The following is a 19,535-nucleotide window of genomic DNA, read 5'->3' as shown; positions in this document are numbered from 1 at the left end:
CGTCAGTCCTCGGGCACGTCGACCGGGGACCAGAGACTCGGCAGGTTGACCACGATGCCTTCCTGGCTGCTGCGCGCGATGATCACGACCGCTTCTTCGTCGGTCGGGTTCTCCTCGCGGTGCGGCACGTAGGGCGGCACGAAGATGTAGTCACCGGGGCCGGTTTCGATGCGGACCTCTTCGTCGCCGTCGGCGAAGACGAACACCGGGTGCCCGGACTTGACGTAGATCGCGGTCTCGGCCTCGCCGTGGTGGTGGTCGCCCGAGTTGGTCACCGGCGCGACGTGCGTCTCGCCCATCCAGACCTTCGACGAGCCGGCCGTCTTGCCGGAGATCGCCTCCAGCCGGGTCATCCCGGTCGTCTGGTTCGTGTCGCCGGTCAGGTCCGCGCCGCGGATGTGGCGCAGCGGCTGGTGCCAGAGGTCGGTCATGCCGGGGTGTCCTTTCGTCGGCCGGTGGCGGCACCGGTGAGCAGGTCGGCGAGCGTCGTCGCGCGCAGGATCGAGTCCAGGCCGGCCTCGACGCCGGACCAGAACGGGCCGAGCCCGGCGGCGGTGCCGTGGTAGGCGAGGGCGGGGCGCGGTTCGCCGCGGACGGAGAGGAACTCGCCGTCGACCGCCACGACGGCGTCCCGCACGGTGATCTCGGTGGCCGTCCTGGCCAGCCAGTAGCCGCCTTCGCAGCCGCGCTGGCTGCGGACCAGCCCGGCCTGGCGCAGGTCGCGCAGGACGGCCTTGATGAACCGCGCCGGGATGTCCTGGGTGGACGCGACGGCCTCGCAGGTGATCGGCCGCGTGGTGTCCGCGGCCAGCTCCAGCAGGACGCGGATCGCGTAGTCCGCCCGGGCCGAGATGCGCATACCCGCCATCATCCCCGGACCAGGGCCGGCGCGCCCGCTCCGGCCCGCAGCCACTCCAGGAACTGGACGATCTCGGCGGCGACGCTGCGGTGGTCGACGTCGTTGAGCACGTCGTGGCGGCCGCCGGAGACCAGCACGAACCGGGCGTCCGGGAGGTTCGCCGCGTACGCCCGGGCGGCCTCGGCGTCGGCGACCCGGTCGGCTTCGCCGTGCAGGACGAGGACCGGGACCGGGGGACGGGCGGACGACGTCCGTGCGGGCTCGCCGAGCTCGCCCCGGGCGAAGCGGTCGTCGGATTCGAGCAGCGCGCGGTGGACCGGGCAGGCGGTCCGGGCGTCCAGCTCGTCCTCCCAGCCGCGCGGCGCGCCGAGGGGGAGCCCGCTGGCGACGACGGCGGCTACCGGCAGGGTCGAGGCGAGCTCGAGGGCCCGGGTGGCACCGGTGTCGTGGCCGAGCAGCACCACGGGCCCCGGGCCGGCGGCGACCTTCACCGGGACGCCGGGGTCCGGCACCGTGACGCGGTAGCCGTCGAACGCGAGCCGGGCGCCCAGCCGGGGGTAGGTCCCGGCGTGTTCGCCGCGGCCCGGCAGCACCAGCACCGTGCCGCGGACCGCGGCGCTCGCCGGCGGGCTCCAGCTCGCCGGGACGGGTGGGGCGAGCGTCATACGGCGGCCGCCGTGGCCGGTCGCCGGTCGCGGCGGGCGAGCTCGGCGCGGACCAGCGGCAGCAGATGCCTGCCGTAGTCGATCGCGTCGTCGAGGGGGTCGTAGCCGCGGATCAGCAGGGTGGTGACACCGATGTCGACGTAGTCCAGCAACGCTTTCGCGACGGTTTCCGGCGTGCCGACCAGCGCGGTGGAGTTGCCGGCCGCGCCGGTGGCGGTGGCCGTGGGTGTCCACAGTGCACGGTCGTGGCGATCGGCCTTCGCGGCCGCGGCCAGCAGCCGGACGCTGCCGACGTTGGCCGGGGCGCCGCCGTCGCGCCACTCGCGGGCCGCCTTCGCCGCGCCGGACGCCGTGATCGTGTCGAGGATCCGCTGCGCGCGTTCCCAGGCGAGGTCCTCGGTGGGGCCGAGGATCGGGCGGAACGACACGCTGATCCCCGGCAGGGTGAGCCGGCCGGCGGCCTTGGCCGCGGCCCGGACGGCGGCGATCTGCTCGGCCGTTTCGGCCAGCGGCTCGCCCCAGAGCGCGAACACGTCGGCGTGCTTGCCGCCGACCCGGTAGGCGGCTTCCGAGGAACCACCGAAGTACACCGGGATCCGCGGGTTCTGCAGCGGCCGCACCTGCGGGGTGTAGCCGTCGAGGCGGTAGTGCTTGCCGTGGTGGGAAAAGGCGTCGCCGGAGGTCCAGGAGCGCTTGAGGATCTCCAGGTACTCGTCGGTGCGCTCGTAGCGCTCGTCCTTGCCGAGGTAGTCGCCGTCGCGGGCCTGCTCGACGTCGCTGCCGCCGGTGATGGTGTGCACCGCGACCCGGCCGCCGCTGAAGTGGTCGAGCGTCGCGAACGCCCGCGCGGCGAGCGTCGGTGCGACGAACCCGGGCCGGTGGGCGATGAGCAGGCCGAGCCGCTCGGTGTGCGCGGCGGCGTAGGCGGCGACCTGCTGGCCTTCGGGCCAGCCCGCGCCGTAGCCGATCAGCACGCGGTCGAAGCCGCCGTCCTCGTGGGCGCGGGCGAACCGCCGCACGTAACCGGGGTCGATCACCGGTCCTCTGGCCGGCCGGGTCTCGCTCGCGTCCCGCGTGCCGATCATGCCGACGAACTCGACGGACATCTGCTTTTCCTTTCGCCGCAACCCAAACGCCTTCGTAGCGAACGGCATCGGCCGCGGCGCTGTCAATTGGTCAGCTCCGGGTGTCCATTTGCTGGACGCGCTGGCCCCGGGCGCGCGGGACGGCTTATCGTCCCCGCAACCCGACTCCCCGGAGGACTTCGTGAGCACCAGCGTCGCCACCGTGCCGCAGCCCGACCTGGGCGAGCTGCCGTCGATCGCCACCGCGCTCGCGGCCCGCGCGGGGGAGCACGACCGCGAAGCGACGTTCCCGCACGAAGGCGTCGAACTGGTGCACGCGGCGGGGTTGCTGACGACCACGGTGCACCCGCGCTACGGCGGCCCGGGCGCGGGCGTCCTCGACACGGCCCGCCTGCTCGCCGAGCTCGGCCGCGGCGACCCGTCGGTCGCGCTGGTCACGGCGATGACGCTGTTCGTGCACGCCGCGCAGGGCGAAACGCCGACGTGGCCCGACGAGATCTACCGCGAGGTGCTCGCGGAGTCCGCGGACCGGCCGGTCCTGATCAACGCACTGCGCGTGGAGCCCGAGCTGGGCTCGCCCACCCGCGGCGGCCTGCCCGCGACGATCGCCCGCCGGACCGCGGACGGCTGGCGGCTCACCGGCCGCAAGATCTACTCGACCGGCTCGGAAGGCTTGCGCTGGCTGGTGGTCTGGGCCCGGACCGACGAACCCGAGCCGCGCGTCGGCGGATTCCTGGTGCGCGCCGACGCGCCGGGCATCACGATCGAACCGACGTGGGACCACCTCGGCCTGCGGGCGAGCGCGAGCCACGACGTCGTCTTCACCGACGTCCCGGTTCCGGCGGACGCCACCGCCGGACTGTCCACACCGGACACCCAGCGCCCGCCGGTGCTCACCTTCCCGCTGGCGCTGCCGGCGCTCTACCTCGGCGTGGCGCGCAACGCGCTGGACTGGCTCACCGGCTTCCTGCGCGAGCGCGTCCCGAGCGGGCTGGGCAAGCCGCTGTCGACGTTGCCGCGGTTCCAAACGGGAGTGGGCGAGATCGCCGCCCGCATCACCGGCGCCCAGGAAATCCTCTTCGGCGTCGCCGCCCGGGCGGACCAGGGGGTCGTCGGAGCGGACGCCGGCGTCGCCAAGGTGCTGGCGACGCGGCTGCTCATCGAAGCGGTCGAGCACGCGGTCGCCCTGGCGGGCAATCCCGGCTTGACGCACGGGAACCCGCTGCAGCGCCACTACCGCGACGTCCTCTGCAGCCGCGTCCACACGCCCCAGGACGACGCGGTGCTGACCGGGCTGGGCCGCTCGATCCTGGGGTGAGCGGCCCGCACCCGGTGGGATCAGGCGCCGGTCACGGCTTCGGCGACGTCGCGGAGCGTGCGGACCGGGTCCTCGCCGAGCGGGTAGACGCCGACGTGGTCCGCGCCGGCGTCCAGGTGGGCGTGCAGCCCCGCCGCGACGGCCGCCGGGCCGCCGTGTGCGACCAGTGCGTCGATGAGGCGGTCGCTGCCGGCGTCGGCGAGGTCGTCGTCGGTGTAGCCGAGCCGTCGGAGGTTGGTGGCGTAGTTGGTGACCTGCAGGGCCGTGCCCGGGGGCGCGGAGCGGGCCAGCTTCCGGGCGCGCCCGGGGTCGGGGTCGACGACCGCGAAGTGGCCGGGCAGGAGGAGCTTGCCCGGGCCGAGGATCGCCCGCGCCCGCCGGGTGTGCTCGGGCGTGCTCATGCACGGGAGGGTGCCGGCCGCGCGGTCGCGGGCCAGTCGCAGCATCCGCGGGCCGAGCGCGGCCAGCACGATCCGGTCTTCGGGCACCCCGGCCGCGGCCAGCCGGTCCAAATAGGACACCAGGGTGTCGTACGGCGACGCGTAGCCGGTGTGCACCTCGCGGTGCCCGATCCCCACGCCGAGCAGGAAGCGGCCGGGGTGCGCGGCGGCGATCCGGTGGTACGAGGCGGCGACGGTGTCCGCGTCGGCGGTCCACACGTTCACGACGCTGGTCCCGACGGTCAGCCGCGTGGTGGCGTCGAGCAGCCGTTCCGCCAGGGCGAGGTCGGCCGGGGGAGAGGCGTCCAGCCACAGCGTGCCGTACCCGGCCGCTTCCAGTTCGGCCGCCCGGTCCGGGGTCACTTGGTGGTCGCGCAGGTGGGCACCGAGCACGCCGAGTTCGATCGTCATGCGACGACTTCAGCACCCGGCCCGGCGGTGAACCAGATCCGAAGCTCACGTGCAGCGATAACCTGTCGTTATCGTGCGAGGAGGAGACGTGGAACTACGAGCGCTGCGGTACTTCGTCACCGTCGCCGACGAACTGCACTTCGGCCGCGCCGCCGAGCGCCTGCACATCGCGCAGCCCGCGGTCAGCAGGCAGATCGCCCGGTTGGAACGCGAACTGGGTGCCCGGCTGTTCGACCGCTCCCCGCGCCGGGTCCGCCTCACCGGCACCGGCCGCCGCGTGCTCGACGCGGCACGCGCCGCCCTCGCCGCCGCCGATGAGGTCCGTGCCGCCGCCGCGGTGCCCGCCGGGACCATGCGCATCGGCACCGCCGCCGGGTTCACCGGCCGCCTCGAGCGCGGTATCGACGCCCTGCGCGCGAGCCCGGCGTCCTTCGACGTCGCGCTCGTCGACCTCCCGCTCGCCGCGCGCCTGAACGCCCTCCGCCAGGGCGACCTCGACGTGGCGCTGGCCCGCGGCGTTCCGTCGGTGCCGGGCCTCCGCACGCTGCCGGCGTGGACGGAACCGCTGTTCGCCGTCGTCTCCCGGCACCACCGGGCGGCGGAGCTCCCCGCGGTCGCCCTCGCCGACCTGGCCGGCGGCGTCCTGCGGGTCCCGGACTCGTCCGTGCACGACGTGGTGACGACCGCGTTGCGCGAGGCGGGGGTGAGGCCCCGGCTGGGCCGCCCGGCCGGAGCGGTCCAGGACACCGTCGTCGAGGTCGGCTCCGATCCGCCACAGCTGGGCGGTGCTGCCGCCGACCAGGTCGCCGAGATCGGCTCGACCCGCGTCCGCGCGATCCCGCTCCGGCCGGCCCTGACGATCACCGGCAGCGTCGTCGTCCCCGGCGACCTCCCGAACCGGTGCGCCACAGCGCACGGGGCGGCCTTCCGCGACGCGGTTTCCGTCAGCTGTAGGTGACCGTGGTCGCGCCGGTACTGGTGTTGTACGTGACGCCACCGTGCTGGAAGTCGTTGCGGCGCCCGACGGACACGCCGTATTCGTCACTGGTCGGGTAGGCGAGTGCGCTGCGCTCCCAGCCCAGCGAGGCCCACTTGTCCCGGATCGCGCCGTGGATCGACCACGCCCCCGTGGACGCGGACCAGTAGACCGACGCGGAGTTGGTGAAGTGGTTGTAGCGGCCCACTCCGTCCGGGGTGCTCGACTCGTCCGTGGTCGGGTAGCCGAGGCCGCGTTCCCAGCCGAGCGCGGCCCACTTCTTCCGGATCTCGCCCTGGATGCTGTGGGTGCCGGTGTTCACGGTGTAGTAGATCGACGAGCCGGTCGTGAAGTGGTTGTACCGGGCGACGCCGTCCGGGGTGCTCGACTCGTCGGTCGTCGGGTAGCCGAGGCCGCGTTCCCAGCCGAGCGCGGCCCACTTCTTCCGGATCTCGCCCTGGACGTTGTGGGCGCCGGTGCCGACCGTGTAGTAGATCGAAGCGTTGGTGCTGAAGTGGTTGTAGCGCGCGACGCCGTCGGGTGTCGACGTCTCGTCCGTCGTCGGGTAGCCCAGGCCCTTCTCCGCGCCGAGCGCCCGCCACTTCTTGCGGATCTCGCCCTGGATGCCGTGCGCGCCGGTGCCCGGCGTCGTGTAGATCGAGCCGATCGCGAAGTCGCTGTAGCGGCCGGCGCCGTCGGACGTCGTCGTCTCGTCGGCCACCGGGAAGCCGAGTGCGCCGGCCGGACCGCCGAGGCGCTGGTAGGCGGTCAGGATGTCGCCGTGCACCGCGAACGCGCCGGTGTTCGGCGCGTAGTCGATGACGCCGCCGGTGTACTTCTGCTCCCAGCCACCGGCGACCGGGGTCTCGCCGCCCACCGGGGTGCCCAGGTAGGACGCGGCGCCGCCCAGCGCGGCGTAGTGGTCGGCGATCTTGTCCGGCCCGCTGCCGAGCGCGACCGCCCGGACCTGGTCGGCGGTTCCGCCGAAGTAGTCCTGGTCGCCGGGGAAGGTGCCGGAATCGGCGTACTGCCAGAACGTGTAGGCGCTCCACCCGCCGGGGAGGGTGCCCGGGTCGGTGCCGTTGTGGGCGATCCACAGTGGACTGTTCGCGGCGGTGCCGGTGTCGCCGCCGGTGCAGTTGGCCCACCAGCCGTTGGTCGTGTAGATCGCCGGCCAGCGGTTCGTGCGGTCGTGGACGGTGGTGGTGAAGTCGGTGATCCACGCGGTCAGCTGCGCCGGGGTCAGGCCGTAGCACCAGCCGGCCCAGTCGGCGGTGCCGTACGGGTTGTACTCGATGTCCAGCACCGGCGGCAGGGTGTGCCCGTCGGCGACCCAGCCGCCGCCCTGGGCGAGGAAGAAGGTGGCTTGCGCGGCACCGGAAGCGGTGTCGGGCAACGCGAAGTGGTAGGCGCCGCGCATCAGCCCGGCGTTCGCCGAGCCCGCGTAGTTCGCGGCGAACCGGTCGTCGACGTAGGTCGTGCCCTCGGTGGCCTTCATGTAGGCGAAGGTCGCCCCGTTCGTCGCGGCCGTGGTCCAGTCCACCGAGTTCTGCCAGTGGCTGACGTCCATGCCCGCCGCGTCCGGAGTCGCGGCCGCCGCCGCGGCGCGGGTCGTCGCGCGGGCCGTGCTGTGCCCTTCGACGCGGTGCACCATCGAACCCATGAAGTCGGATTCGGGGTGGGCCGGCGTGCTGTTCGCTTGTGCGGGAACGGTGCACAACAGCATTCCCGCCGCCAACGCGGGCACCACGACAAGGGCGCGCAACACCATGGAGTCCTCCCCGGTTTCGATCCGAGCGGGACTTTAACCGACGCCGAATTCCCTGGGTAGATCCGTCCGGGAACCGAGGAAAACGGTTCGTCGGTCAATTTCTCACCGGTGTCGCGGCCGGTCGGTCGGCGCGGCCGATCGCGGCGATCGGGCGGCAAGGCACACTGACCGGGGAGCGTCCGGAGCCGGGCGCGGAAACGAGGGGGTTCCTGTGCGGCGTTGGTGGGTGGCCGCGGCGGCCGGGGTCGTGGCCGCCGGTGTCGTCGTGGCGGTGGCGGTGTGGCCGTCGGGGGAGCAGCCGGACCTCCCGCCCGCCCGGGCGCGGGTGTACGCCGACTTCTCGGCGTGCCTGCTCACCGGGGGTCAGGGCCTCGCGAGCCCCGGCGCCGGCCCGGTCTGGGCCGGGCTGCAGGACGCGTCCGGCGACACCGGGATCAAGGTCTCCTACCTCGCCGCGGCCGGCCCGGCGACCGACGCGAACTACCGCCCGTACTTGACTTCCCTGCTGCAGCGCCGGTGCGACGTCGTCCTGACGGTGGGCGAGCCGGGCGGCGCCGTGGCGCTCGCCGAGGCCCCCGGGCACCCCGCCACCGGGTTCGTCGTCGTGGGGGATTCCGCCCCGCAGGCGGCCAACGTCTCCCCCGTGCGGGTGACTGATCATGTCCGCCAGGACGTCGCCGAGGCGGTCCGGACGGCCGCGCACACCGCCGGGCACTGAGGAATTGGATTCGTTCGTCCGATTTGGTCCCTTTTGTTCTTCGCGGCTGGTGTCCGGGATCTCAAAACTGGTTGTTTTGGAGTCTTTTCCGGACACCCTTCCGTGTGGTGAACTCATCCGCCGTTCGTCGGGGATGGACATCGAGGGGGACTCGTGCGTCATCGCGCTGCGCGGATTTGCGCTGCCTCAATTCTTTTGGGACTGGGGCTTTCGCTGGGCACCGGGCAGGCGGACGCGGCCCAGCTGACGCCGGGGCACCTGCCGGTCACCGAGCTCGGCTCGTGGCTCGGTTCGCTGTTCTCCGGTTCCCCGCACTGGGGCGCGACCCCGCGGCAGGGGGGCGGCACGGCCGACGGCAAGGGCCACGACGCGAGCACCGCGTCGACCCGCGCCCGCGGCGGGACGGGCCACGCGCCCGGCGCCGCACCCGGTGAGCTGCCGGCGGATCGGGACCACGGCCGGAAAGTGACGCCGGGGCCGAGCGGCGTGGCGACCCGGGGCTTCGACGCCGCGACGAGCCGGCGCGACGCGGTGAAGTCGAGCGCCACGATGAACTACTTCACCAACGCCGACGGCTCGGTCACCCGCGACTACACGCGGGGCCCGGTCAACTTCGCCGACGGGCCGTGGGGCTGGCGGCCGATCGACACGACGGTGCGCGGCGGCCAGGACGGCCGCTGGCACGAGACCGCCAACTCGCTGGCCGTCGACTTCGCCGGCAACGCGGCGGATCCCGCACTGGCCACCCTGACCGTCGACGCCGGTCACGCCGTTTCCTACGGCCTGCAGGGAGCCCGTGCCGTCGCCCCGCGCGTCGACGGCCACGCCGCGACCTACCCGGGCGCGCTCGCGGGCACCGACGTGGCGCTCGAGCCGACCGCGACCGGGCTGAAGGAGTCGCTCGTCCTGCACGCCGCGACCGCGCCGAACACCTGGGTCTTCCCGCTGGCGCTCGACGGGCTGACCCCGCGGCTGGAAGCCGACGGTTCGGTGAGCCTGCTCGACGGCGGCGGCGCGACGCGGCAGCGGATCCCCCGCGGCTACGCCTTCGATTCGCGCGTCGACCCGGTTTCCGGCGAGCCCGCCACGACGTACGCGATCAAGTACGAGCTCAGCTCCGCGGCGGGCAAGCCCGCGCTGAAGATCACCCTGGACCCGAAGTGGCTGGCCGACCCGGCGCGGGTGTTCCCGGTGACCGTCGACCCGACCTTCACCGACACGCCGTCCTCGACCTACGCCGAGATCGGCGCGCCCGGCGACCACTCGATGGAGAAGGTCGTCAAGATCGGGTCGTTCAACTCCGGGCCCGACTCGGCGAACACGTTCCTCCAGTTCCCGAAGGACCTCGACGGCTCGCAGGTCACGGTGAGCGCCGCGACGCTGAAGCTGTTCGACACCTGGGCTTCGACCTGCACCGCCGAACGCTTCGACGTCGCCCCGGTGACGCAGACCTGGACGCCGTCCGGCGTCTCCGCGTACCCGGGGCCCTCCTACGGCGCGAGCATCGGCAACGTCACGCCGTCCGTGCCCACCGCGTGCGCCAACCGCGCGGCCGACCGCACCAAGGGCGACTGGGTCAGCGTGCCGCTGTCCACGGCGACCTTCACCGGCTGGGCCAACGGGTCGGTGGCGGACAACGGCCTCGCCGTCTACGCGGCCACGAACGACTCGCTGCACTGGAAGCAGTTCGACTCCTGGCAGATGAACGCCGGGTTCCAGCCGGTGCTGTCGCTGACCACGAGCGGGAACGTGCCGCCGGTCGTCGACTCCGCCTACCCGGGCGCGGGTGGTGTCACCACCAGCCTCGTCCCGTTCCTGTTCGCCACGGCCCACGACATCGACGCCGGCCCGGGCGCGCTGAAGTACCGCTACCAGGTCGCCGACCAGGCGGGCACGACCATCGCCGACTCCGGCCTGGTCGCCGAGGGCACCTGGCGGGTGCCGGCCGGGAAGCTCAAGTACAACCAGACCTACTACTGGGCCGTGCAGGCCTACGACGGTTCGTCCTATTCGGCCGATCCGCCGTGGAACCCGCTCACCGTCAGCGTCGACCAGCCGCTGGTGACGTCGTCGCTGTCGCAGAACACCGGCGTGCACGGGGTCGAGCCCAGCATCGGCAACTACACGACTTCGGCCACCGACGCGGAAGTGCGCGGGGTCGGCCCGGCCCTGTCGGTGGTGCGCGACTACAACTCCCGGGATCCCCGCACGTCGGGGGCCTTCGGCGCCGGCTGGTCGAGCTTGGTCGACGCGCGCGCGGCCGAGCAGTACGACTTCGACGGCTCCGGCACGGTCGTCAGCGTGCTGGTGACCTACCCGGACGGCTCCGAAGTGGGCTACGGGAAGAACGCCGACGGCACGTTCTCCCCGCCGGCCGGGCGGTTCGCCACCTTCAAGGCGATCACCGGCGGCTACAGCCTCACCGACAAGAACGACACGGTCTACACCTTCACCCAGGCGCTCGGCTCGGGCGTCTACCAGCTGTCGTCCATCGCGGACGCCAACGGCCGCGCCGTGAACCTGACCGTCTCCGGCGGGCACCCCGCGACCCTCACGTCCGCGGTGTCCGGACGGGCCCTGCACCTGGCCTGGACCACTCCGGCCGGCGCCACGAGCGCGCACGTCGCCACGGTCTCGACCGACGAGCTGACCCCGGGCACGCCGCTGACCTGGACCTACGGGTACACGGGCGACCAGCTCACGAGCGTCTGCCCGCCGGGCACCACGACCGGCTGCACCCGCTACGGCTACACGGCCGGTTCGCCGTACCGCACCAGCGTCCTCGACGTCGGCCCGCACTCGTTCTGGCCGCTGGCCGAAGCGACCGGGACGACCGCGGCGAGCGCGGTGCTGACCAACGAAGGCGCCGACGCCGGCACTTACCACGACGTCACCCTCGGCCAGCCGGGTCCGCTCGCCGGGTCCGCCGCGACCGCCGCCGGGTTCAACGGCACCTCGTCGTACCTGCAGCTGCCGCGCGCCGACGCGGCCGCGCCGAACACGATGTCGGTGTCGATGTGGTTCAAGACCGCGGCCACCAACGGCGTTCTGTTCTCCTACAGCACCATGCCGCTGACCGAGACGACGAGCCCGGCGTCGCAGTACACGCCCGCGCTCTACGTCGGCAACGACGGCAAGCTCGTCGGCGAGTACTGGACCGGCGCCACGGACAAGACGATCACCACGGCCAACCCGGTCAACGACAACGCGTGGCACCACGTCGTGTTCACGCACTCCTCGACGAGCCAGGGCATGTATCTCGACGGCCAGTTCGTCGGGTCGTCGATCGGCGCGATCGTGCCGATGGGCCCGCAGAACCGCTACATCGGCGCGGGCTTCCTCGGCAACGCGTGGCCGGACCAGTCCCACAGCGGCCAGCCCGGCACCGCGACGTTCTTCAACGGGCAGATCGCCGACGTCGGCATCTGGGACAAGTCCGTCCCCGGCGTCCAGGAGATGCCGCTCTACCAGGCGGGCAAGCAGCAGGCCAGCCTGCTCACCTCGATCACCCGCCCGTCCGGCGCGGTGCACACGACCGTCTCCTACGACCCGGTTTCCCAGGCGGTCACGCAGATCGGCGACGAGAACGGCGGCACGTGGAAGTACGCGCCGCTGACCGCGGCCGGCTCGAGCCAGGTCTACCGCGGCGCCGTGCTCGGCTCGCACCCCGAGCTGTACCAGCGGCTCGCCGACGCGCCGGGCACGGCCGTCCCGGCGGGCGAGGTCAACTACCGGCCGTCGGCCTACACGAACGCGACGCTCGGCGTCACCGGGCCGTTCACCGACTCGACCGCGGCGAAGTTCCCCGGCACGGTCGCCGGCGTCACCCTGCCCGACCACGTGGTGAGCGCGTCGAACACCGCGTCGGTCGAGCTGTGGTTCTCCACGACGTCCGCCGCGGCCGGCATGCTGTTCTCGACCGGGAACTCGCCGCTCGGCGCCGCGAACCCGTCGACCGGCGCGATGCCGGTGCTGTACGTCGGCACGGACGGCAAGCTGCACGGGCACTTCTGGGACAACTCCGTGGCCGGTATGGCCTCGGCCGGGAAGGTCAACGACGGCAAGTGGCACCACGTCGTGCTCAGCGGTGCGAACACCGGCCAGGCGCTCTACCTCGACGGCCAGCAGGTCGGCTCGCTGTCCGCGCAGATCTTCAACGTCGACCCGTACGCCTTCGCCGGCGCGGGCGTCTTCAACACCGGCGGCTGGCCCGCGGCGCCCGCGGGCACCACCTGGAACTACTTCACCGGGTCCATCGGGGAGCTCGCCTACTACCGGTCGGCGCTGTCGGCCGGCGAGGTCGCCCAGCACTTCCTCGCCGCGGGCAACTCGCAGGGGCTCGCCCCGCTGACGACCTCGACGGTCACCGACCCCGGTGGCAAGACTTCGGTGCTGCAGTACGACCCGGCCGCCGGCAACCACAAGGTGGCCGAGACCGACACCGCCGGGCACCGGACGACCTACGGCTACGACACGTCCGGGTTCCTGCACACCAGCACCGACCCCAACGGCAACGTGGTCACCGTCGGCCACGACGTCCGCGGCAACACCGTCTCGCAGACCACCTGCCAGAACCAGGCCGCCGAGAAGTGCTCGACGACGTATTCGACGTACTTCCCCGACGACACCACCCCGCAGCTGACGACCGCCGACGCGCGCAACGACCTGATGCTCACCTCGCGGGACGGCCGGTCGGCGAGCGCGACCGATCCGGCGTACCTGACGACTTTCGGCTACGACACCGCGGGCAACCGGACCTCGGTGACCACGCCACCGGTCCCGGGCTTCCCGAACGGGCGCACCACGGCCATCGCCTACAGCGACGGCACCGCGGCTTACCCCGCCTCCGACACCGGCAACGTCCCGGCCGGGCTGCCGGTCAAGACGACCTCGCCCGGCGGCGCGGTCAACAAGATCGCCTACCGGCACAACGGTGACGTCGACAGCACGACCAACGCCGACGGGCTCGTCACCCGGTTCACCTACGACCCGCTCGGGCGCGTGCTGACCAAGACCGCGGTGTCCGACAGCTACCCGGCGGGCCTGGTCACCTCCTACGGCTACGACGGCAGCGACCAGGTCGTCTCGCAGACCGACCCGGCGGTGACCGACCGGGTGACCGGCGCGGTGCACACCGCCGTCACCACCAGTGTCTACAACGCCGACGGAAGCATCACCTCCCAGACCGTCGCCGACGGCACCGGCGGCGACGCCGCCCGGACCACCAGCTCGGTCTACAACGACAAGGACCAGGTCGCGTCCACCACGGACGCGAACGGCAACGTCACCACCTACACCTACGACGCCTACGGCAACAAGAAGAGCGAGGCCGATCCCAACGGCACCGAAACGGACTGGACCTACGACGGCGAAGGCCGGCTGCTCACCCAGGGCTTCTGGTACACCGGCAACCCGGCCGACCCGCAGCCGGCGACGTTCCTGACGCAGAAGTCCAACGCCTACGACCCGGCCGGGCGCCTGGCGTCCGAAACGGACTCGATGGGCAACACCACCGCCTACACCTACACCGACAACGGGCTCACCTCGACCGTCACCCGCAAGGACCCGACCGGGCAGCAGTCCTTCGTCACCGAGTCGAACACCTACGACGCGGCCGGCAACCTCGTCGGCGCGGTCACCGGGAACGGCGCGAACACCTCGGCGTCCACAGTGGACGCCGCGGGCCGCGTCGCGCGGACCGTCGACGACCCCGCCGGCGCGGCGCGCACGACTTCGGTGTCCTACACCCCGGACGACAAGGTCGCCACGAGCACGCAGTCGGACCCGTCCGGGCGCAGCCGCACGGTCAGCACCACCTACGACCCGATGGGCGTGCTCACGTCCCGGTCGCTCGCCGCTGACGGCGCCGGGCACCCGGTCGGCTGGTGGAAGCTGAACCAGCCGTCCGGTACGACGGTCACCGACTCCTCGGGGACCGGCAACACCGCCGCCGCTTCCGCGGTCACGTGGTCCGGCGGCGCCGCGACCCTCGACGGCACCAGCTCGCAGATCGCCACCAACGGCCCGGTGCTCAACACCGCGGCCGCGTACACGGTGTCCGCCTGGGTCAACCCGGCCACGCTCGGCACCGCCTGGCAGACCTTCGTCGTGCAGAAGGGGACCGTGATGAGCGGTCTCTACCTGGAGTACGACGGCTCCGCCCACAAGTGGTCGTTCTCGCGGCACGGCACCGACGCCGCGAACGCGACGGTCTACCGCGCCGAATCGGCGGCGACCGCGCAGGCGGGGTGGACCCACCTCACCGGCGTGTACGACCCCGGCACCGGCGCGATGACGCTGTACGTCAACGGCGCGGCCGCCGGGAGCACGACCGACCCGTCGCCGATGGCGTCGGGCGGCCCGCTGGTGATCGGGCACGGCTGGGCCGGCGGTGCCAACGGCAACTACGCCACCGGGCAGGTCGCCGGCGTCCAGGCGTACTCCCGCGCGTTGTCCGCGGCCGAGGTCTCGACCATCTTCACCGGCGGCCGGAACGGCGGCACCGCGGCGTCTTCGGCGGCCGAAACGACGACGTGGACGGTCGACCAGCGCGGGCTGCCGACGTCGATGACCGACGCGAACGGCAACGTCACGGCCTACGCGAACGACGAGGCCGGGAACCCGGCGGTGACCACCGCGCCGACGGTGAACACCGAGACGAACGGCGGCGCGCCCGTCGCGGTGCACCCCGTCACCACGAACGGGTACAACACGTTCGGCGAACCGGTCGAGAACGTCGACCCGGACGGCAACCAGATCACCACGGTCTACGACGCGTCGGGCCGGCCGGTGTCGGTCACCAACCCGAACTACACCCCGCCGGGCGGCGGTGCCCCGATCACCGCGACCACCGTCCGCACCTACGACAAGATCGGGCAGGTGGTGTCCGAAAAGGACCCGCTGAACCACGTCACCGGCTACAAGTTCGACCAGCTCGGCAACCTCGCCCAGGTCACCAAGCCGTCCGGCGCGAAGTCTTCGTCGACCTACGACACCAACGGCGACCGCCTGTCGGTGACCGACCCGAACGGCGCGCGCACCGAGGCGACGTATGACTTCCTGTCGCGGCCGCTGACGTCGACGGTGTTCGAGCGCTACCCCTCGACGCTGACCGCGACCACGACGAACTCCTACGCCGCGTCCCCGCTCAACCCCGGTGGCGCGAACCTGGCGTCGACCAGGACACCGAACGGCGCGCTCACCTCCTACGGGTACAACGCGCTCGGGGAAACCACGTCGGTCACCGACGCCGCGGGCAACACCACCCGCTACGGCTACAGCTACCTCGGCGAGAAGGCGTCGATCACCGCGGCGGACAACACGTCCACGGTGACCAGCTACGACCAGTCGAGCAGGCCGGTGCAGGTCACCCGCAAGGACGCGACCGGCGCGGTGCTGAAGCAGACGTCGGCGGCCTACGACGCCGGCGGCCGCCTGACGTCCAGTGTGGACGGCCGGGGCACGCCCCGGACGTTCACCTACGACGCCGCGAACCGGCTGGCGAGCGAGCTCCAGCCGGTGTCGGCGACGTCGTCGATCACCACGACGTTCGGCTACGACGCGGCGGGCAACCGGACGCGGTTCACCGACGGGCGCGGCAACCCGACGATCACCCGCTACAACCCGTGGAACCTGCCCGAGGCGCTGGTCGAGCCGGCCACCGCCGCCTACACCACCGACGCGGACCGGACGTCCACTTCGGTCTACGACGCGGCGGGCCGCGCGGTCACGCAGACCCAGCCGGGCGGGGTGACCGTCTCGGCGGGCTACGACGACGACGGCAACCTGGTCAGCCAGACCGGCGGCGGCGCGGACGCCGCGACCGCGTCCCGGACGTTCGGCTACGACCCGGGCGGCCGGCTGACCTCGGTCGCCACCGCCGAAGCGGGCGTGACCGGTCACTCGGACCACCAGGCGGCCTCGAGCGAGACGCTGGGCTACAACGACCGCGGCGAACTGCTCACCGCGAGCGGGTCGGCGGGCTCGTCGTCGTTCGCCTACAACACCGACGGGCTGATGACCGCGCGCACCGACGCGGCGGGCACCACCTCCTACGGCTACGACGGCGCCGACCGGCTCTCGAACATCACCGACGCGGCCACCGGCGGCTCCCAGACCCTGAGCTACAACGCGCTCAACCAGGTCAGCGGGGTGACGTACGGGACCGGCAACACCCGGACGTTCGGCTACGACGGCCTGCACCGCCTGACCGGCGACACGCTGAAGACGGCCGGGGGAGCGGCGATCGCGTCGGTCGGCTACGGCTACGACGGCAACGACAACCTGACGTCGAAGACGACCGCCGGCTTCACCGGCGCGGCGGCCAACACCTACACCTACGACCTCGCCGACCGGCTGGCGTCGTGGAACAACGGCGTCAGCACGGTGGCCTACGGCTACGACGCGGCGGGCAACCGCACGCAGGTGGGCTCGTCGACCTACACCTACGACGCGCGCAACGAGCTGACGTCCGACGGCTCGAACACCTACACCTACAGCGCGCGCGGCACGCTGCGGGAGCGGGCGTCCTCGACCAGCTCCCTGGTGTCCTCTTCGGACGCTTTCGGGCAGATGATCGTGCAGGGCTCGCAGAACTTCGGCTACGACGGGCTCGGCCGGAACCTGACCGACACGACGATCGCGTCCGGCGCGACGACGACGTTCGCGTTCTCGGGGCTGGGCAACGCGATCGCCTCGGACGGCACGTCGACCTACAGCCGCGATCCCGGCGGCGGCCTGGTCGGCATCGCCTCGGGCGGCACCGGCGCGTTCGCGTTCGTGGACCAGCACACCGATGTCGTCGGGACGTTCACGGCGACCGGCTCGGCGTTGGCGGGTTCGAGCACGTACGACCCGTTCGGGAACGTGCTGGCGTCGGCGAACGTGAAGGGGCAGCTGGGGTACCAGTCGGGCTGGACGGATCGTTCGACGGGCAACGTGAACATGGCGGCGCGCTGGTACAACCCGGCGGTCGGGCAGTTCATGAACCGCGACACGGTGTCGAACAGCCCGGTGCCGAACCCGATGGAGGCCAACAAGTTCGCCTACGTCGACGACAACCCGATGACGGGCACGGACCCGTCCGGGCACGGCTGGTTCAGCGACGCGTGGTCGTTCGTGAGCAACCACGTGGTGCAGCCGGCGGCGTCGTTCGTGTACCACCAGGTGATCCAGCCGGCGGCGCACTTCGTGAACACGTATGTGGTGCAGCCGATCGTGCACGTGGCGGTGGCCACGTACCACGTGGTCCGCGACGCTTACCACGCGGCGGCGCGGGTGGTGCGCACGGTGTACCACCATGTGGTTCGAGCGGTGAAGAAGGTTTACCACGCGGCTGTGCATGTGGTGAAAACGGCGTACCACGCGGTGGCGAAGGCGGTGAAGACGGCAGCGCACGCGGTGGTGCACGCAGCGGCGGCGGTGGGCCACGCGGTGGCGTCGGCGGCGAAGAGCGTGGGTCATGCGGTGGCTACGGCCGCGACGGCGGTGGGGCATGCGGCGGCGTCGGCGGCTTCGCACGTGGCGACGTTCGTGAAGGATCATGCTTCGACGATTGCGGGCATCGCGGCGGGAGTGATCGTCGGCGCGGCGTGCACGGCGGCGACGCTGGGGATCGGCGCGGTGGGCTGCGCGGCCATCGGCGGTGCGGTCGGTGGTGCGGTGTCTTATGGGATGGATTGTTCGAAGGCGCACAACTGTTCTGTCGGTGGTGCGGTCGAGGCAGTGGGCCTCGGGGCTTTGGGCGGCGCTTTGGGTGCCGGCTTGGCGGGCCCGCTGGGCGGTCGGCTGGTGTCCGAGGCTTTGGACGGTGTCCTGCCCCAGGCGGCTACGCAGGGTCTGATCGGTGCGGGTTCGGGTGCGGTCAGCGGCGGGGTGACGGCGTTGGCGGGCTACGGGTTGAACTGCGGCCGAAGCTGTTCGGTGGGTGGCGCTTTGTCGGCGGCTGGCTCCGGCGCGCTGGTCGGTGGTGCCGGTGGGGCCGCGTTCGGGGCTTTGGGTGGTCTGCGAGCCCGGGGGCGCAGTTCTTCGGAGGAGCCGGCGGCCTGCCCGGTGCATAGCTTCCTGGGCTCGACGAAGGTGTTGCTGTCCGACGGTTCGTCGAAGCCGATCTCTTCGTTGAAGGTGGACGACCGGGTCGCGAACTCGCAGCCAGGGAAGGCCGGACTCGAGTCGCACCCGGTCGACCGGGTGATCAAGACGGAGACCGACCACGACTTCGTGAACGTCAAGGTGAAGCCCCTGCGCCGCGCGTTGGGCCGGGCAGCCGCGGGTCTGGCCGTCGCGGCGGCGGTGGTGACCGGTGCCGCGGCCCCGGCTTCGGCCACACCCGCGACGTTGACGACGACGTTCCACCACCCGTTCTACGACTTGACGCGGGGCGTGTTCGTCGAGGCGGTGAATCTGCAGGCGGGTGACCACCTGCAGACCGCGGATGGCGGCGAGGCAACGGTCGAGGAGGTGGTCCCGTACCACTCGACGGAGGTCACGTACGACCTGACGATCGACTCGCTGCACGCGTACTACGTGTTCGCGGGCGACACGCCGGTCTTGGTGCACAACTGCGGGGGGCGTGATCCCGAAACCGGCGGTCTGGACGATCCTACCTATGACCGGATCGATGACGCTCACGGACCGAATGTCGCACAAGGTGTCGACTACCAGGTCAAGCGAATGCACGACGGTTCATCAACCTCGGCAGATCATGAGCTACCAGGGATCGGGCACAACCCGGACGCGCTCGGTGAGTATTTCGCATCGTGGGAGGGTAGGATGACGCACGTGGATGCGAAAACAGGGTCACAAGTCGCTTACGACGCCGTGAATGGCAATATAGTCGTCGATAATTCTTACATGATCCACGGATATCAGATGTCGGCGGACGCATTCAATGGAGCTCAATTCAAGGGGCCTGGCGGAAGTATGACTCCCCGGTATGTGCGCCGATGAGGGCCAGATTCCGAGTTGCTCCTGTCGATGGAGGAGTTGAACTCCAGATTACGACGTCGAGCCGGGATGTAATACGTGCGGCCACTTTGGTGGCCCAGGATGTCCATATTTCCGAGACTGCGTTCTTGGTTCAATTTGGCGTTCTTCGAAATGCTGTCGTCGAGGCGGGGAGTCGATGCTCGGACTCCGATGCCCTTGCGGTGTCGCTCACTGTCGCTGAATTGCATCTTGTCTACCTGCTCCTGGTATCCGTGCCGAGGTGGTTCCCGTCCGAAGAGTCGTTCCACATTCGTACGGGGTTTTACAAGGAGAACTTTGCGGAAATCGGTCGTGGGTTGCTGAGTG

At 71.7% G+C, this 19,535-nt stretch carries 10 protein-coding genes; 4 read left to right on the top strand and 6 right to left on the bottom strand.

Translation table 11 applies throughout. The annotated features are described in order from the left end of the window. Positions 1-2: 2 nt before the first annotated feature. Genes AB0B33_RS39365 through AB0B33_RS39350 form a run of 4 tightly spaced genes read right to left on the bottom strand, consistent with a single transcriptional unit; the run spans position 3 to position 2,630 of the window. Positions 3-431, bottom strand: a complete 429-nt coding sequence (locus tag AB0B33_RS39365) for a cupin domain-containing protein (RefSeq protein ID WP_360781605.1) — start codon at positions 429-431, stop codon at positions 3-5. Next, complete coding sequence (locus AB0B33_RS39360) at positions 428-859, bottom strand: Rrf2 family transcriptional regulator (protein WP_247022504.1); 432 nt, start codon at positions 857-859, stop codon at positions 428-430. Before AB0B33_RS39360 ends, AB0B33_RS39365 begins: the two co-directional genes overlap by 4 nt. Positions 860-867: 8 nt before the next feature. Then, a complete protein-coding gene (locus AB0B33_RS39355; protein ID WP_360781603.1) occupies positions 868-1,524 on the bottom strand; it encodes an alpha/beta hydrolase in 657 nt (218 codons plus the stop codon). Next, complete coding sequence (locus tag AB0B33_RS39350) at positions 1,521-2,630, bottom strand: LLM class flavin-dependent oxidoreductase (protein ID WP_360781601.1); 1,110 nt, start codon at positions 2,628-2,630, stop codon at positions 1,521-1,523. The genes AB0B33_RS39355 and AB0B33_RS39350 overlap by 4 nt, the downstream gene beginning before the upstream one ends. Before the next feature lie 160 nt (positions 2,631-2,790). Here AB0B33_RS39350 and AB0B33_RS39345 point away from each other — a divergent pair, with 160 nt between their 5' ends. Continuing rightward, positions 2,791-3,927 (top strand): acyl-CoA dehydrogenase family protein, encoded by a 1,137-nt coding sequence (locus AB0B33_RS39345; RefSeq protein ID WP_360781599.1) that lies wholly within the window; start codon positions 2,791-2,793, stop codon positions 3,925-3,927. A gap of 20 nt (positions 3,928-3,947) precedes the next feature. On the opposite strand, the gene AB0B33_RS39340 is transcribed toward AB0B33_RS39345, so the two are convergent. Next, positions 3,948-4,778 (bottom strand): TIGR03620 family F420-dependent LLM class oxidoreductase, encoded by an 831-nt coding sequence (locus tag AB0B33_RS39340; RefSeq protein ID WP_360781597.1) that lies wholly within the window; start codon positions 4,776-4,778, stop codon positions 3,948-3,950. Between the two features lie 88 nt (positions 4,779-4,866). Between AB0B33_RS39340 and AB0B33_RS39335 the strand changes: the two genes are divergently transcribed. Further along, on the top strand, positions 4,867-5,736 hold the full coding sequence (locus AB0B33_RS39335; RefSeq protein WP_360781595.1) for a LysR family transcriptional regulator: 870 nt from the start codon (positions 4,867-4,869) through the stop codon (positions 5,734-5,736). Here the strand turns inward: AB0B33_RS39335 and AB0B33_RS39330 are convergent. Then, complete coding sequence (locus AB0B33_RS39330) at positions 5,723-7,525, bottom strand: GH25 family lysozyme (protein ID WP_360781593.1); 1,803 nt, start codon at positions 7,523-7,525, stop codon at positions 5,723-5,725. The genes AB0B33_RS39335 and AB0B33_RS39330 overlap by 14 nt on opposite strands. Positions 7,526-7,736: 211 nt before the next feature. Between AB0B33_RS39330 and AB0B33_RS39325 the strand changes: the two genes are divergently transcribed. Both AB0B33_RS39325 and AB0B33_RS39320 read left to right on the top strand, forming a co-directional pair. Further along, positions 7,737-8,243, top strand: a complete 507-nt coding sequence (locus AB0B33_RS39325; RefSeq protein ID WP_360781591.1) for a hypothetical protein — start codon at positions 7,737-7,739, stop codon at positions 8,241-8,243. A 195-nt stretch (positions 8,244-8,438) separates the two neighbouring features. Next, on the top strand, positions 8,439-19,190 hold the full coding sequence (locus AB0B33_RS39320; RefSeq protein ID WP_360781589.1) for a LamG-like jellyroll fold domain-containing protein: 10,752 nt from the start codon (positions 8,439-8,441) through the stop codon (positions 19,188-19,190). Positions 19,191-19,535: the final 345 nt, after the last annotated feature.

It is taken from the genome of Amycolatopsis sp. NPDC049159, assembly GCF_040648295.1.
GTDB classification, from domain to species: domain Bacteria; phylum Actinomycetota; class Actinomycetes; order Mycobacteriales; family Pseudonocardiaceae; genus Amycolatopsis; species Amycolatopsis pretoriensis_A.
This window is presented reverse-complemented; position numbering and strand designations above follow the sequence as displayed.